This window comes from Streptomyces sp. NPDC048664, from assembly GCF_040650555.1.
Taxonomy (GTDB): domain Bacteria; phylum Actinomycetota; class Actinomycetes; order Streptomycetales; family Streptomycetaceae; genus Streptomyces.
Genome location: NZ_JBEZHK010000037.1, coordinates 61,928 through 74,712, shown reverse-complemented (window position 1 = coordinate 74,712; position 12,785 = coordinate 61,928). Strand labels below are relative to the sequence as shown.

The 12,785-nt window shown below is 70.1% G+C and carries 12 protein-coding genes and 1 pseudogene; 7 read left to right on the top strand and 6 right to left on the bottom strand.

Features of this window, described 5'->3' with window-relative positions:
* Positions 1-306: 306 nt before the first annotated feature.
* Positions 307-1,056 carry an SDR family oxidoreductase gene (locus AB0C59_RS30480; protein ID WP_363010310.1) on the bottom strand — a complete coding sequence of 250 codons (750 nt, stop codon included), beginning with the start codon at positions 1,054-1,056 and terminating at the stop codon, positions 307-309.
* A gap of 229 nt (positions 1,057-1,285) precedes the next feature.
* On the opposite strand from AB0C59_RS30480, the gene AB0C59_RS30475 reads away from it, so the two are divergent.
* Positions 1,286-1,867, top strand: a complete 582-nt coding sequence (locus AB0C59_RS30475) for a TetR/AcrR family transcriptional regulator (protein ID WP_363010295.1) — start codon at positions 1,286-1,288, stop codon at positions 1,865-1,867.
* A gap of 165 nt (positions 1,868-2,032) precedes the next feature.
* Here the strand turns inward: AB0C59_RS30475 and AB0C59_RS30470 are convergent, their stop codons facing one another.
* The 3 genes from AB0C59_RS30470 to AB0C59_RS30460 form a co-directional block, all read right to left on the bottom strand.
* Positions 2,033-2,131: a glutamine synthetase gene (locus tag AB0C59_RS30470; protein ID WP_363010294.1), complete on the bottom strand. Its 99-nt coding sequence runs from the start codon at positions 2,129-2,131 to the stop codon at positions 2,033-2,035.
* Between the two features lie 17 nt (positions 2,132-2,148).
* Positions 2,149-2,601, bottom strand: coding sequence for a hypothetical protein (locus AB0C59_RS30465; RefSeq protein WP_363010292.1), 453 nt, complete (start codon positions 2,599-2,601; stop codon positions 2,149-2,151).
* 71 nt (positions 2,602-2,672) lie between these two features.
* Positions 2,673-3,068, bottom strand: coding sequence for a hypothetical protein (locus AB0C59_RS30460; RefSeq protein WP_363010290.1), 396 nt, complete (start codon positions 3,066-3,068; stop codon positions 2,673-2,675).
* On the opposite strand from AB0C59_RS30460, the pseudogene AB0C59_RS30455 reads away from it, so the two are divergent.
* Positions 3,069-3,704 (top strand): annotated as a pseudogene (locus AB0C59_RS30455) (tyrosine-type recombinase/integrase); the annotation flags it as partial.
* A gap of 78 nt (positions 3,705-3,782) precedes the next feature.
* On the opposite strand, the gene glnA reads toward AB0C59_RS30455, so the two are convergent.
* Positions 3,783-5,144, bottom strand: coding sequence for a type I glutamate--ammonia ligase (gene glnA, locus AB0C59_RS30450; protein ID WP_363010288.1), 1,362 nt, complete (start codon positions 5,142-5,144; stop codon positions 3,783-3,785).
* 283 nt (positions 5,145-5,427) lie between these two features.
* On the opposite strand from glnA, the gene AB0C59_RS30445 reads away from it, so the two are divergent.
* A complete protein-coding gene (locus tag AB0C59_RS30445; RefSeq protein ID WP_363010286.1) occupies positions 5,428-6,609 on the top strand; it encodes a globin domain-containing protein in 1,182 nt (393 codons plus the stop codon).
* 20 nt (positions 6,610-6,629) lie between these two features.
* Here AB0C59_RS30445 and AB0C59_RS30440 read toward each other — a convergent pair whose 3' ends face one another.
* The gene (locus AB0C59_RS30440) at positions 6,630-7,109 is read right to left on the bottom strand and encodes an Rrf2 family transcriptional regulator (RefSeq protein ID WP_363010284.1); all 480 of its coding nucleotides are present in this window, start codon (positions 7,107-7,109) and stop codon (positions 6,630-6,632) included.
* 155 nt (positions 7,110-7,264) lie between these two features.
* Between AB0C59_RS30440 and AB0C59_RS30435 the strand changes: the two genes are divergently transcribed.
* The 4 genes from AB0C59_RS30435 (at position 7,265) to AB0C59_RS30420 (ending at position 12,752) form a co-directional block, all read left to right on the top strand.
* Positions 7,265-7,954 (top strand): DUF3105 domain-containing protein, encoded by a 690-nt coding sequence (locus AB0C59_RS30435; protein ID WP_363010282.1) that lies wholly within the window; start codon positions 7,265-7,267, stop codon positions 7,952-7,954.
* Positions 7,951-8,571 (top strand): DUF305 domain-containing protein, encoded by a 621-nt coding sequence (locus AB0C59_RS30430; RefSeq protein WP_363010280.1) that lies wholly within the window; start codon positions 7,951-7,953, stop codon positions 8,569-8,571. The genes AB0C59_RS30435 and AB0C59_RS30430 overlap by 4 nt, the downstream gene beginning before the upstream one ends.
* 351 nt (positions 8,572-8,922) lie before the next feature.
* Positions 8,923-10,863 carry a S53 family peptidase gene (locus tag AB0C59_RS30425; RefSeq protein WP_363010278.1) on the top strand — a complete coding sequence of 647 codons (1,941 nt, stop codon included), beginning with the start codon at positions 8,923-8,925 and terminating at the stop codon, positions 10,861-10,863.
* Positions 10,864-10,991: 128 nt separating this feature from the next.
* On the top strand, positions 10,992-12,752 hold the full coding sequence (locus AB0C59_RS30420; RefSeq protein WP_363010276.1) for an NAD+ synthase: 1,761 nt from the start codon (positions 10,992-10,994) through the stop codon (positions 12,750-12,752).
* The last annotated feature ends 33 nt before the right edge of the window (positions 12,753-12,785 follow it).

The window sequence follows — 12,785 nt, the reverse complement described above, 5'->3', positions numbered from 1 at the left end:
CGCCCGCGGACGTCGAGCTCGCCGCATGACCCCAGCAAGACCGAATCACCCCAAACCCGACAGGGGTGCCTTGACGAAGGACATAGAGGCACCCCCCCGTCGAGTGGCAACCCGGGCAGCACCCGGGCTGCTTCAACGTCCGCGATGTCCGGCGAAGGCACCCCCCTGGTGCGCACAGGGCTCAGGCGCGGAGCTGCATGTATTCGAAGACGGAACCGTCCGGGTGGCGGGCGACGATCCTGGTGCGTGTGGACGCAGTCGGCGGCCCCGGACGGCGTCGGTGCGTCGCCCGCCCCCCGGCGGCGGTCAGATCTGATTGAGTCCACCGTCGACGAACAGCTCTGAGCCGGTGACAAAGCTACTTTCGCTGCCGGCAAGGAACAGAGCGGCGGCAGCGGCCTCCTCGGGGCGCCCCATACGACCCAGTGGCACCTGGCCGGCGAAGGCGTCCCGCATTTTTTCGGCCTCGGCGGCGTCGGCAGCCAGGCCGGTGATACCTGGCGTGACGATCGGGCCAGGCACCAGCGTGTTCACCCGGATGGCCCGACCCCTGAGTTCGTTGGCCCAGGTGCGGGAGAGGGAGCGAACCGCGGCCTTGGACGCGGCGTACACGCCGAAGGCGGCCGCGCCCGACGTCGCCGCGGTCGATCCGGTCAGGATCACCGAGGCGCCGTCACTGAGGAACGGAACGGCCTTCTGGACGGTGAAGAGCATCCCCCTGACATTGACGCCGAACGTCGAGTCGAAGTGCTCCTCGGTGACCTCTTCGAGAGTGGCGAACTCGCCGCCACCCGCATTGGCGAACAGCACGTCGATGGACCGCCCCCGCTCGGCGACAGCCGCGTAGAGGCGGTCGATGTCCCCGAGGTCGGCGACATCGCCCCTCACCGCGGTGGCCCCATGGCCGATCTCGGCCAGGGCGGCGTCGAGGGCCTCCTGCCGGCGACCGGTGATGAACACGTGGGCGCCTTCGTGCGCGAACCGCTTGGCAGCGGCCAGGCCGATTCCACTGTTGCCCCCGGTGACGACGGCCGTCTTCCCGTCAAGCTGTCCCATGATGACTCCTCCTGTCCTGTCCGGCGCGGACGTCGTCCGCACCGAGCGTCACTGACCCGTCGCAGCCCGCACGAGAGGCGGGCTCAGTTATGGACTGTACGGTAAAAAACCTCGTTATGGACCGCACGGACAAAAACGCCGGTGCGAGGTGTGTCACCCGCGGAGCACAGGGCGGCCTTGGCGCCTATCGATCTGGACCGAAAGGTCAAGAAGGACGTAGGCTCTCCGCATGGGACGCCCTCGGAATTTCGACGAGAACCAGGTCCTGGAGTCCGTACGCGAGCAGTTCTGGGGTCAGGGCTACGGGGCTACGTCGCTGCAGGATCTGACGGACGCCACCGGACTGGGCAAGGGAAGCCTCTACGGCGCCTTCGGCGACAAGCGGCAGCTGTTCCTGCACGTGCTCGACAGCTACCGCGTCGAGCAGCTGAACGGCGTCCGGGCGATACTCACCGGCCCCGGTGCCGCCATCGAGCGCCTGACCCTCCTCGTGGAGGGTGTGGCCAAGGGATTCGCGGAAGACCCGCTGCGACGCGGATGCCTGCTGGTCAACAGCACGTCCGAGCTGCACAGCAACGAACCTGACGTCGTCTCACGGGCCAGAACCACGTACCAGGCGGTCGAGGACCTTCTCATCGCATGCGTGAAGGAGGCCCAGCAGGACGGATCCATCAGAGCGAGCACCGACCCCCAGGAGATCGGGCGCCTGATCCTCGCCGTGATGCAGGGCATCGAGTTCCTCGCCAAAACGGACATGGACGAAGCGGCTCTGCTGCAGATCGCCCACGCCGCGCTCAAGACCCTCGGCTGACTCCGACGGGTCGCCCGAACGTCGCCCCGACGCAACCCGCTCTGCGTGGGCGCACTGGTGCGTCGCACCGCCGGCAGGCCCGGGAAAGCAGCTCACCTCGTCATCCGAGGAGAAGATGCCGAGGGGCCGGCGGTTCGTGGCCGCCGGCACCCGTGCGGCAGGGGGTCAGAGGACCGGCAGGCTCTTGCGCAGTTCGAAGGCCGTGACCTCGCTGCGGTACTCCTCCCACTCCTGCTTCTTGTTGCGCAGGAAAGTGACACGCACGGAGTCCTGCCCGTTGGTCAGCGGTAAAGCACAACAAGAGAACCAATGAGAAGTGCGGCTGCGGCGGAGAGTCCGAGGATCCTGTAGCGGCTCCACACGGCCAACGCGAGGGAGGACGCCCACGCACCGCCGGTGAGGGTGGCAGCCCACCAGCCGGCGCTCGTCTGCGCGGCGGCGAGAGGAATCGGAGCCAGCAAAAGTGTCGGCGGGATTACCGCGAGCCGTGGCCTGATACCGAGCTGCTTGTAGACGACGATCAGGGTGATCAGTGCGGTCACGAACGTGAGCGGGATGGCGGCGACATCCCACCACGTGTAACAGAGGCCGTCTGTCGTCTCGCATGCCTGGTCACGGTGATTTTTGACCCAGGAGAAGAAAAGGCAGACACCGTAGGCCAGCACCGCGCCGGTGGCCGCCGCTCCGTATACGCGCGGCAAGATGGGCCGGAGTTCTGCGTTGGGCGTGTTCATGCCTACAGACTTTCGTAAATGGTGGCTGGGGGCCTGAGTAGGAATACTCAGGCCCCCAGGTCAGTCGCCGGTCACTTTCCCTGAAGCGTCTGCTCCAGGGCGTCCGCGTAGAGGCGAGCTCCTGTGGGCTTTGGGTGGAAGGACTGCATGGACGGCGCTGGAGCGTCGCTGTCCGCCTGCTCGCGCCCGGTCTCCACGATGCCGTGGATGCTCTCGGGATTTCCGCAGCTGCCCTTGCCGTCGAACTCGTCCCGGGGATCGGAGAAGACCGCCCACGATCCGGCGTCCTGTGTGGCCGCCTTCATCTCTGTAGCGAGGGTGTCGGCCACGGTGTGTATCCAGTCGTTTTCGACGTCCTCGTAAGCGCCGGGGAGGCAGCTGTGGCCCTTCTCCACCAAACGCGGGTAGCCCATGAGGACGACCTTCGCATGCGGTGCCTCGGCATGGATGGCGTTGAGGGTTGTCACGATCTGGGGTCGGACTGCGTCGTGCAGCAGGGCGAGATCTTCGGTCTTCCAGTCGAGGAGATCAGATTCCGTACCGGGTGGCTGCACGTCGGATACCAGGTGAGGGTGTCAGGCGGGAAGCTCGTATTCGCCCGGCCCAAGCGTGACAAGGAACGTGACGTGCCACTCGCCGATTCCGTGGCGAAGGCGCTCAAGGACCACATGAAGGCTCACCCGCCTGTTGCAGTCACGCTGCCGTGGCTTCGGCCCGATGGCGAGCTGCTGACCAAGCGGCTCCTGTTCGTCCGCCTTGACGGCCACGGAGCGGTAAGGCGTACGGATTTCAACACGCGCTTCTGGAAGTCTGCTCTCGTCACGGCTGACGTCATCCCGGAACCCAAGCCGGGTGAGCGCCACCGCGCCGCTCGCGAGCACGGCATGCATGCTCTCAGGCACTTCTACGCGTCCGTACTTCTGGACGCCGGCGAGAACATCAAGGCCCTGAGCACGTACCTGGGACACACCGACCCGGGCTTCACGCTCCGCGTGTACACGCACCTGCTCCCGAGCAGCGAGGGCCGTAGCCGGAAGGCTGTGGACTCCGTGTTTCAGCGCACCGATCCGACGCCGGACGGCCCACAGACGGCCCAGGCGTAGCGCGACGCCTGGAGGGGCCCACGGTCCGCGACCGTGGGCCCCTCCAGGAAAGCGAGCGATAGCCCCGCTGACCTGGGCTTACAGCACCGGCAGGCTCTTGCGCAGTTCGAAGGCCGTGACCTCGCTGCGGTACTCCTCCCACTCCTGCTTCTTGTTGCGCAGGAAGAAGTCGAAGACGTGCTCGCCGAGGGTCTCGGCGACGAGGTCGCTGCGCCGCATCAGGTCGAGGGCCTCGCCGAGGTTCTGCGGGAGGGGCTCGATACCCATCGCGCGGCGCTCGGCGTCCGTCAGGGCCCACACGTCGTCCTCGGCGCCCGGCGGCAGCTCGTAGCCCTCCTCGATGCCCTTCAGGCCGGCCGCCAGCAGGACCGCGTAGGCCAGATACGGGTTGGTGCCGGTGTCCAGCGAGCGGACCTCGACGCGGGCCGAGCCGGTCTTGCCGGGCTTGTACATCGGGACGCGGACCAGCGCCGAACGGTTGTTGTGGCCCCAGCAGATGTAGGACGGCGCCTCGCCGCCCGCTCCCGCCGTGCGCTCGGAGCCGCCCCAGATGCGCTTGTAGGAGTTCACCCACTGGTTGGTGACCGCCGAGGTCTCCGCCGCGTGCCGCAGCAGGCCCGCGATGAAGGAGCGGCCGACCTTGGAGAGCTGGTACTCGGAGCCCGACTCGTAGAACGCGTTGCGGTCGCCCTCGAACAGGGAGAGGTGCGTGTGCATGCCGGAGCCCGGGTGCTCGGAGAAGGGCTTGGGCATGAAGGTCGCGTGCACGCCCTGCTCCAGCGCCACCTGCTTCATGACCAGGCGGAAGGTCATGATGTTGTCGGCGGTGGACAGCGCGTCGGCGTACCGCAGGTCGATCTCCTGCTGGCCCGGGGCGCCCTCGTGGTGGGAGAACTCCACCGAGATGCCCATGGACTCCAGCATCGTGATCGCCTGGCGGCGGAAGTCCATGCCCACGTTCTGCGGGGTGTGGTCGAAGTAGCCGGAGTTGTCGGCCGGGGTGGGGCGGCTGCCGTCCAGGGGGCGGTCCTTCAGCAGGAAGAACTCGATCTCCGGGTGGGTGTAGAAGGTGAAGCCCAGGTCGGAGGCCCGGTTCAGGGCGCGCTTGAGGACGTAGCGCGGGTCCGCGAAGGACGGGGAGCCGTCGGGCATCAGGATGTCGCAGAACATGCGGGCGGTGCCCGGGGCCTCGGCGCGCCACGGCAGCACCTGGAAGGTCGAGGGGTCCGGCTTGGCGATCATGTCGGACTCGTAGACCCGGGCGAAGCCCTCGATGGCGGAGCCGTCGAAGCCGATGCCCTCGTCGAAGGCCTGTTCCAGTTCGGCGGGGGCCACGGCCACGGACTTCAGGAAGCCCAGCACGTCCGTGAACCACAGGCGTACGAACCGGATGTCGCGCTCCTCCAACGTACGGAGCACGAACTCCTGCTGCTTGTCCATCTTCCGCTACCCCATCCTTGCTGGTCAGGCCGCCTGGTTCCGCAACGCGGGAGGCGGTCGCGCACCTGAGCATCCCACCACAGCAGCGTTTCACGCGCGTTGCGGACCTTGATCGCCCGGCCGGGACCCGCGTGCGCGGCAGGTGTCCTGCCCTGCCGCCCATCTTGCCTGTCCGGGCGCCCGTATCGACCCGTTTTTAATTTGCATCTCAGATGCAAGTTTTATTACCGTGAGGTGCGGCCGGAGCAGGCGCTCCCGCCTCCCGCCCCGCGAAGGAGTCCCGATGCTGTCCGACCGGTCCGCCGCCACCGTGCGCGCCACGCTCCCCGTCGTCGGCGCCTGCCTGGAGCAGATCACCGAACGCTTCTACGCGGGCCTGTTCGCCGCGCACCCCGAACTGCTGCGCGACCTGTTCAACCGCGCGAACCAGGCGACCGGCACCCAGCGGCAGGCCCTGGCGGGCTCCATCGCCGCCTTCGCCTCCTTCCTCGTGGACCGTCCGGAGGAACGGCCGGACGTGCTGCTCGGCCGCATCGCCCACAAGCACGCCTCCCTGGGCGTCGCGCCCGAGCAGTACGAGGTCGTCCACGAGCATCTCTTCGCGGCGATCGCGGAGGTGCTCGGCGACGCGGTCACCCCCGAGGTCGCGGCGGCCTGGGACGAGGTCTACTGGCTGATGGCGAACGCGCTGATCGCCCTGGAGAAGCGGCTCCGCGCCGCGAGCGGGCAGACCGGCTGGCGGACCTGGGAGGTCGCCGGGCGCGTCGCGGAGACCGCGGAGGTCGCCACCTTCCAGCTCCGCCCCGCCGACGGCGGCCCCGTCCCCGACTTCCGTCCCGGCCAGTACGTCTCCGTCCGGGTCCAGCTGGCCGACGGCGCCCGGCAGATCCGCCAGTACAGCCTCTCCGCCGCCCCGGGCTCACCGCTGCGGCAGATCACCGTCAAACGCGCCCTGGGCGACGGCGCCCCCGACGGGGAGGTCTCCGGCCACCTGCACGCGCAGGTGCGCGAGGGCGACACCCTGGAGCTGTCCGCCCCGTACGGCGACCTGGTCCTGGACGCGACCGCCGGACCGCTGCTGCTCGCCTCCGCCGGGATCGGCGTCACCCCGATGATCGCCCTGCTCGAGCAGCTCGCGCGGAGCGGACACGGCGCCCCCGTCACCGTGGTGCACGCGGACCGCACCCCCGCCACGCACGCCCTGCGCGCCGACCACGAGGGCCTGGCCGCCAAGCTGCCGGACGCGACCGTGCACTTCTGGTACGAGAGCCAGGCGCCCGAGTCCTCGCACACCGGCAGGGTGGACCTGGCGCGGGTGGCCCTCGCCCCGGGCACACGCGCCTACCTGTGCGGTCCGCTGCCGTTCATGCGGGCGGTGCGCGCCCAGCTCATCGACAGGGGCGTGACACCGGCGGACATCCACTACGAGGTGTTCGGGCCGGACCTCTGGTCGGCCCGGGACTGACGCCGTGGGGCCCGGCGGCGTCAGGCGGCGGGCTTCGGGGAGAGCCCGAGCAGCAGCGGTCCGGTCGGCGCCGCCACCATGTCCCGCACCGTCACCGGGTCCAGCGCGGCGAAGAACGCCTCCTGGGCCCGGCGCAGCGCACCGCGCAGCCGGCAGCCGGTGTGCAGGGGGCAGGGGCTCGCCCCCTCGCAGTCGACCACGTCGCCCTCCCCCTCGAAGGCGCGCACGATCGCGCCGACCGACGCGCCCCGCCCTGCCTCGGTGAGCGCGAGCCCGCCGCCGCGGCCCCGCCGGGCCGTCAGCAGGCCCATGTGCTGGAGTTCGGCGACGACCTTCGCGGCGTGCGTGTACGGCACGTCCATGGCCTCGGCGACCTCGCGGGTCGTGGGGTTCTCGCGGGCGGTCGTGGGGTTCTCGCGGGCCGCGCCGCCGGTGCCGTCGGCGACGGCGAGCCGCATCAGGACCCGCAGGGCCAGGTCGGTGGAGCGCAACAGCCGCATACCGCAAGGGTAAATAATGCGCATCCCGGGTTCAAATTATTGGCGGAAAACGCCCCCTCCCGGCCAATCGCGTGACGCACGCCCCCGGCGGCACCGCGGCCCCACTACCATCAGCGGATCCGCCCTTCCCTTCACCCTCCCCCAAAGGACTCGCCATGGGCTCCGCCAACACGACCGGTTCTTCCGAGCGCAAGGCGCGCATAGAGCAGATGCGCCGCGCCGACCGCGCCCGCCAGCGCCGCAACCGGATCCTGGCCGTCACCGCGAGCGTGGTCGCGGTCGCCGCGCTCGCCGTCGGCGGCGTCGTCCTCATCCAGTCGCAGTCCGCCGACAAGGCCTCCGCGGCGGACGCGAAGGGCGCGCAGGACGGGAAGGCGGCGAACGGCGCGGGCCACTTCACCACGGGCGCGGACGGCGTGCGGACGTGGCAGGGCAAGCTGGGCCGCACCCACACCACCAAGGCCGTGACGTACCCGATGGAGCCCCCGGTCGGCGGCGACCACAACCCGGTCTGGCAGAACTGCCAGGGCGACGTCTACACCAAGCCGGTCAAGAACGTGAACGCCGTGCACTCCCTGGAGCACGGCGCGGTCTGGGTGACGTACAACAGCAAGGCGTCCAAGGCGGACGTCGACGCGCTCGCGGCCAAGGTCCGGCAGAAGACGTACATCCTGATGAGCCCGGTCGAGGACCAGAAGGACCCGATCATGCTCAGCGCCTGGGCCCACCAGCGCACGGTGACGGGCGCGAGCGACCCGAACGTCGACAAGTTCATCGAGGAGTTCAGCCAGGGACCCCAGACGCCCGAGCCGGGCGCCGCGTGCACGGGCGGTATCGGCCAGTGAGGCACATCGCCTGGATCGCGGGCGCCGCGGCGGCGGCGCTGGTCGCCGCCGGGGCCATCACCTACGCGTCCGCCGAGAACGACGGCTCCGCGACCAGGGTGCCGGCGGCCGACTCCGCGGACGCGGGCTTCGCCCAGGACATGGCGGTCCACCACGCGCAGGCGGTCGAGATGTCGTTCATCGTGCGCGACCTCACGAGCGACAAGGACGTGCGGCTGCTCGCGTACGACATCACGCAGACGCAGGCCGCCCAGCGGGGCATGCTGCTGGGCTGGCTCGATCTGTGGGGGCTGCCGAAGACGTCCAGCCTGCCGCCGATGACCTGGATGGGCATGGGCGACATGCCTCCCGGCAAGGACGGCGCGCTGATGCCCGGCATGGCGACCAACACCGAGCTGAGGAAGCTGGGTTCGCTCAAGGGGAAGCAGGCCGAGATCCTCTACCTCCAGTTGATGACCGCCCATCACAAGGGCGGCGTCCACATGGCGGAGGGCTGTGTCGCCACGTGCACGGTGGGCCCGGAGAAGAGGCTCGCCCAGAGCATGGTCGACTCGCAGCGGTCGGAGATCCAGCTCATGGCCGGCATGCTCAAGGAGCGCGGGGCGCGACCGCGTTGAGGCCGGCGCGCGGAGGTGCGAGCGGACGTAGGAGCGGACGTACGAGCGGCGGGCGGCCCGGAACGCGGCCTGCCGCTTGATCCGGCACCCGGGCCGCAAACGATCTCTCCGAACTGCAATGATTCCGTAACACGCGGTTGCCCCCCAAACCGCCTCAAATGCCCCGCCTCAGCCGCCACTTGGCTTCTTCTTGACCTCGCCATTCCCCTGACATGAACCGTTCATCGCAAGAGTGACCCCCACGTGTGATCCACGCGTGTGATCCCTCCGCCGCGCTCTGCTCGCGGCGCGCTCCACGCGGATCACCTGGACCGACCACGAGATGCGACGCATCGCATTGCAGGGGGTTATATGAGATCCAACCGCGCCAAGACGCGCGCCGGCGTGAGCATGGCGGCGACTCTGCCGCTGCTGGCCGGCGCACTGGCGCTCGGCATACCCGCGGCCCACGCCGCGGACCACCCGAGCCGTGACGCCATCGCCGGTACGAAGCCCCAGTGGGCGACGGCCAAGGCGGACAAGGGCGCCACCTCCGACAGCACCAAGGTCAACGCCCGGGTCTACCTCGCGGGCCGTGACGCCAAGGGCCTCGCCGCCTACGCGCGGGCCGTGTCGGACCCGCGCTCGCCGCTGTACCGCAAGTACATGTCCGCCAAGCAGACGCAGACGCGCTTCGGCGCCACCAAGGCCCAGGTGGCCGCGGTGAAGTCCTGGCTGAAGTCGGCGGGCCTGACGGTCACCGGCAGCACGCAGCACTACGTCTCCGTCTCGGGTGACGTGGCCGCCGCCGAGAAGGCGTTCGGCACCCAGCTGCACAACTACACCAAGGGCTCCCGGACCTTCCACGCGCCGTCCTCGACGGCCACCGTGCCCGAGGCCCTGCAGGGCGCCGTCCTGACCGTCACCGGCCTGGACAACGCCCCGCACAAGGCGAACCACGCCGACACGCTGCCCCCGCCGGACGCGGTGTTCAAGAACTCCGGGCCGTTCTCCACGTACTTCGGCTCGAACACGGCGACCACCCTGCCGGACGCGTACGGCACCAAGATCCCGTACGCGGTCAAGGGCTACACCGGCAAGCAGCTGCGCGCGGCCTACGGCGCGGGCAAGTACACCGGCAAGGGCGTCCGCATCGCCATCACCGATGCCTACGCCTCCCCGACCATCGCCTTCGACGCGGCCTCGTACGCGAAGAAGAACGGTGACGCCGGCTGGAAGACCAGCCAGCTGCACCAGGCGCTGCCGGGCACGTTCACCAGGACCACGGAGTGCAAGGCCTCCGGCTGGTACGGCGAGGAGACCCTCGACGTCGAGGCCGTGCACGCCGTCGCGCCCGCCGCCGACGTCACGTACGTCGGTGCCGCGTCCTGCTACGACGACGACCTGCTCGACTCGCTGAGCAAGGTGGTCGACAACCACCTGGCCGACATCGTCTCCAACTCCTGGGGCGACGTCGAGGCCAACCAGACGCCGGACCTCGCGGCGGCGTACGACCAGGTCTTCCAGTTCGGCGCGGTCGAGGGCATCGGCTTCTACTTCTCCTCCGGTGACAACGGCGACGAGGTCGCCAACACCGGTACGAAGCAGGTCGACACCCCGGCCAACTCGGCCTGGGTGACCGCGGTCGGCGGCACCTCGCTGGCCGTCGGCAAGGGCGACTCGTACCAGTGGGAGACCGGCTGGGGCACCGAGAAGGCCACGCTGTCCACGGACGGCAAGAGCTGGACCGGCTTCCCGGGCGCCTACACCTCGGGCGCGGGCGGCGGCACCAGCAAGAACGTGGCGCAGCCCTACTACCAGAAGGGCATCGTCCCGAACGGGCTCGCCACGGCCAACAGCGCCACGGGCAACCGCGTCGTTCCGGACATCGCGGCGATCGCCGACCCCAACACCGGTTTCCTGGTCGGCCAGACGCAGACCTTCCCGGACGGGTCGCAGCAGTACAGCGAGTACCGCATCGGCGGCACCTCGCTGGCGGCTCCCGTGATCGCGGCCGTGCAGTCCCTGGCCCAGGAGGCGGGCGGTGGTACGGCGCTCGGGTTCGCGAACCCGGCGATCTACTCCCGCTTCAGCAAGAACCTGTTCCACGACGTGGTGGACAAGCCGACGGGCAAGGACCTCGCCGTCGCGCGCGTCGACTTCGTCAACGGCCTCGACGCCAAGGGCGGCGTGGCCGTCTCCGTGCGCAGCCTCGGCAAGGACAGCTCGCTGCAGGCGACGAAGGGCTACGACGACGTCACCGGTGTGGGCTCGCCCGCGCCCGGCTACGTCGACTCGTACCGCCGTCACTGACGCACACCGCTCCACCCGCTCCACGCGTGCGCCCGCTCCTTTCCGAAGGAGCGGGCGCACCCGCGTCCGGGCCTCCTCCGGGGATGCTTAACGTCGCCCTGACGATTATCGGGCCCTAGACTGGTCACGTGCCTCAACTACGCCTCGCAATGAACCAGATCGACTCCACCGTCGGCGACCTCGCCGCCAACACGGAGGCGATCGTCCGCCGGACCCGGCAGGCCGCCGAGCGGGGAGCGCACCTGGTGGCGTTCCCGGAGATGGCGCTGACCGGCTACCCCGTCGAGGACCTGGCCCTGCGCTCCTCCTTCGTGGGCGCCTCACGCGCCGCCCTGCGGGCGCTGGCCGCGCGCCTGGCCGAGGAGGGCCTCGGGGAGCTGCCGGTGGTCGTCGGCTACCTCGACCGGTCCGAGACGGCCCAGCCCCGGTACGGCCAGCCCGCCGGCACCCCGCAGAACGCGGCGGCCGTGCTGCACCGGGGCGCGGTCGCGCTCGCCTTCGCCAAGCACCATCTGCCCAACTACGGCGTCTTCGACGAGTTCCGCTACTTCGTGCCCGGCGACACCATGCCCGTCCTGCGGCTGCACGGCATCGACATCGCGCTCGCCATCTGCGAGGACCTGTGGCAGGAGGGCGGGCGGGTGCCGGCGGCGCGGACGGCCGGGGCCGGGCTGCTGCTCTCGATCAACGCCTCGCCGTACGAGCGCGACAAGGACGACACCCGGCTGGAGCTGGTGCGCAGGCGGGCGCGGGAGGCCGGCTGCACCACCGCGTACCTGGCCATGACGGGCGGCCAGGACGAGCTGGTGTTCGACGGGGACTCGATCGTGGTCGCCGGGGACGGCGAGGTGCTGGCGCGGGCGCCGCAGTTCGCGCAGGAGTGCCTGGTCCTGGACCTGGAGCTGCCGGCGGCCCGGGCGGACGCGCCGAGCGGCGTCGTGGACGACGGGCTACGCGTCGACCGGCTGGTGCTGTCCGAGGAACCGCTCGCGCCCTACGCGCCCGACCCCGCGCCGGCGGGCGGGTACGCGCCCCGCCTCACCGACGACGACGAGGTGTACGCGGCGCTGGTGACGGGCCTGCGGGCGTACGTCACCAAGAACGGCTTCCGGTCGGTCCTGCTCGGCCTGTCCGGCGGCATCGACTCCGCGCTGGTCGCGGCGATCGCGTGCGACGCGGTGGGCGCGGAGAACGTGTACGGCGTGTCGATGCCGTCGAAGTACTCCTCCGGGCACTCCAGGGACGACGCGGCCGACCTGGCGCGCCGGACCGGGCTGAACTTCCGTACCGTCCCCATCGAGCCGATGTTCGCCGCGTACATGGAGTCGCTGGGGCTGACCGGACTGGCGGAGGAGAACCTCCAGGCCCGGCTGCGCGGCACGCTGCTGATGGCCCTGTCCAACCAGGAGGGCCACCTCGTGCTCGCGCCGGGCAACAAGTCGGAGCTGGCGGTCGGTTACTCGACGCTGTACGGGGACGCGGTGGGGGCGTACGGGCCGATCAAGGACGTGTACAAGACGTCGGTGTTCCGGCTGGCGCGCCGGCGCAACCGCACGGCTGAGGAGCGGGGCGAGACCCCGCCCATCCCGGCGAACTCGATCGCCAAGCCGCCGAGCGCGGAGCTGCGCCCGGGGCAGATCGACACCGACTCGCTGCCGGACTACGCGGTGCTGGACGCGATCCTGGACCTGTACGTGGACCGCGACCAGGGGGCCGACGCGATCGTGGCGGCGGGGTTCGACCGTGAGCTGGTGGTGAGGACGCTGCGCATGGTGGACACGGCGGAGTACAAGCGGCGGCAGTACCCGCCGGGCACGAAGATCTCGGCCAAGGGCTTCGGCAAGGACCGGAGGTTGCCGATCACCAATCGGTGGCGAGAACACGCGTAGCACTTGGGCGCGGGCAGCGGGGGACAAACCTTC

Coding starts and splice junctions, on each gene's coding strand:
- AB0C59_RS30480 (WP_363010310.1), bottom strand. CDS start 1,056: ATGGGACAGCTTGACGGGAAGACGGCCGTCGTCACCGGGGGCAACAGT.
- AB0C59_RS30475 (WP_363010295.1), top strand. CDS start 1,286: ATGGGACGCCCTCGGAATTTCGACGAGAACCAGGTCCTGGAGTCCGTA.
- AB0C59_RS30465 (WP_363010292.1), bottom strand. CDS start 2,601: ATGAACACGCCCAACGCAGAACTCCGGCCCATCTTGCCGCGCGTATAC.
- glnA (WP_363010288.1), bottom strand. CDS start 5,144: ATGGACAAGCAGCAGGAGTTCGTGCTCCGTACGTTGGAGGAGCGCGAC.
- AB0C59_RS30445 (WP_363010286.1), top strand. CDS start 5,428: ATGCTGTCCGACCGGTCCGCCGCCACCGTGCGCGCCACGCTCCCCGTC.
- AB0C59_RS30440 (WP_363010284.1), bottom strand. CDS start 7,109: ATGCGGCTGTTGCGCTCCACCGACCTGGCCCTGCGGGTCCTGATGCGG.
- AB0C59_RS30435 (WP_363010282.1), top strand. CDS start 7,265: ATGGGCTCCGCCAACACGACCGGTTCTTCCGAGCGCAAGGCGCGCATA.
- AB0C59_RS30425 (WP_363010278.1), top strand. CDS start 8,923: ATGAGATCCAACCGCGCCAAGACGCGCGCCGGCGTGAGCATGGCGGCG.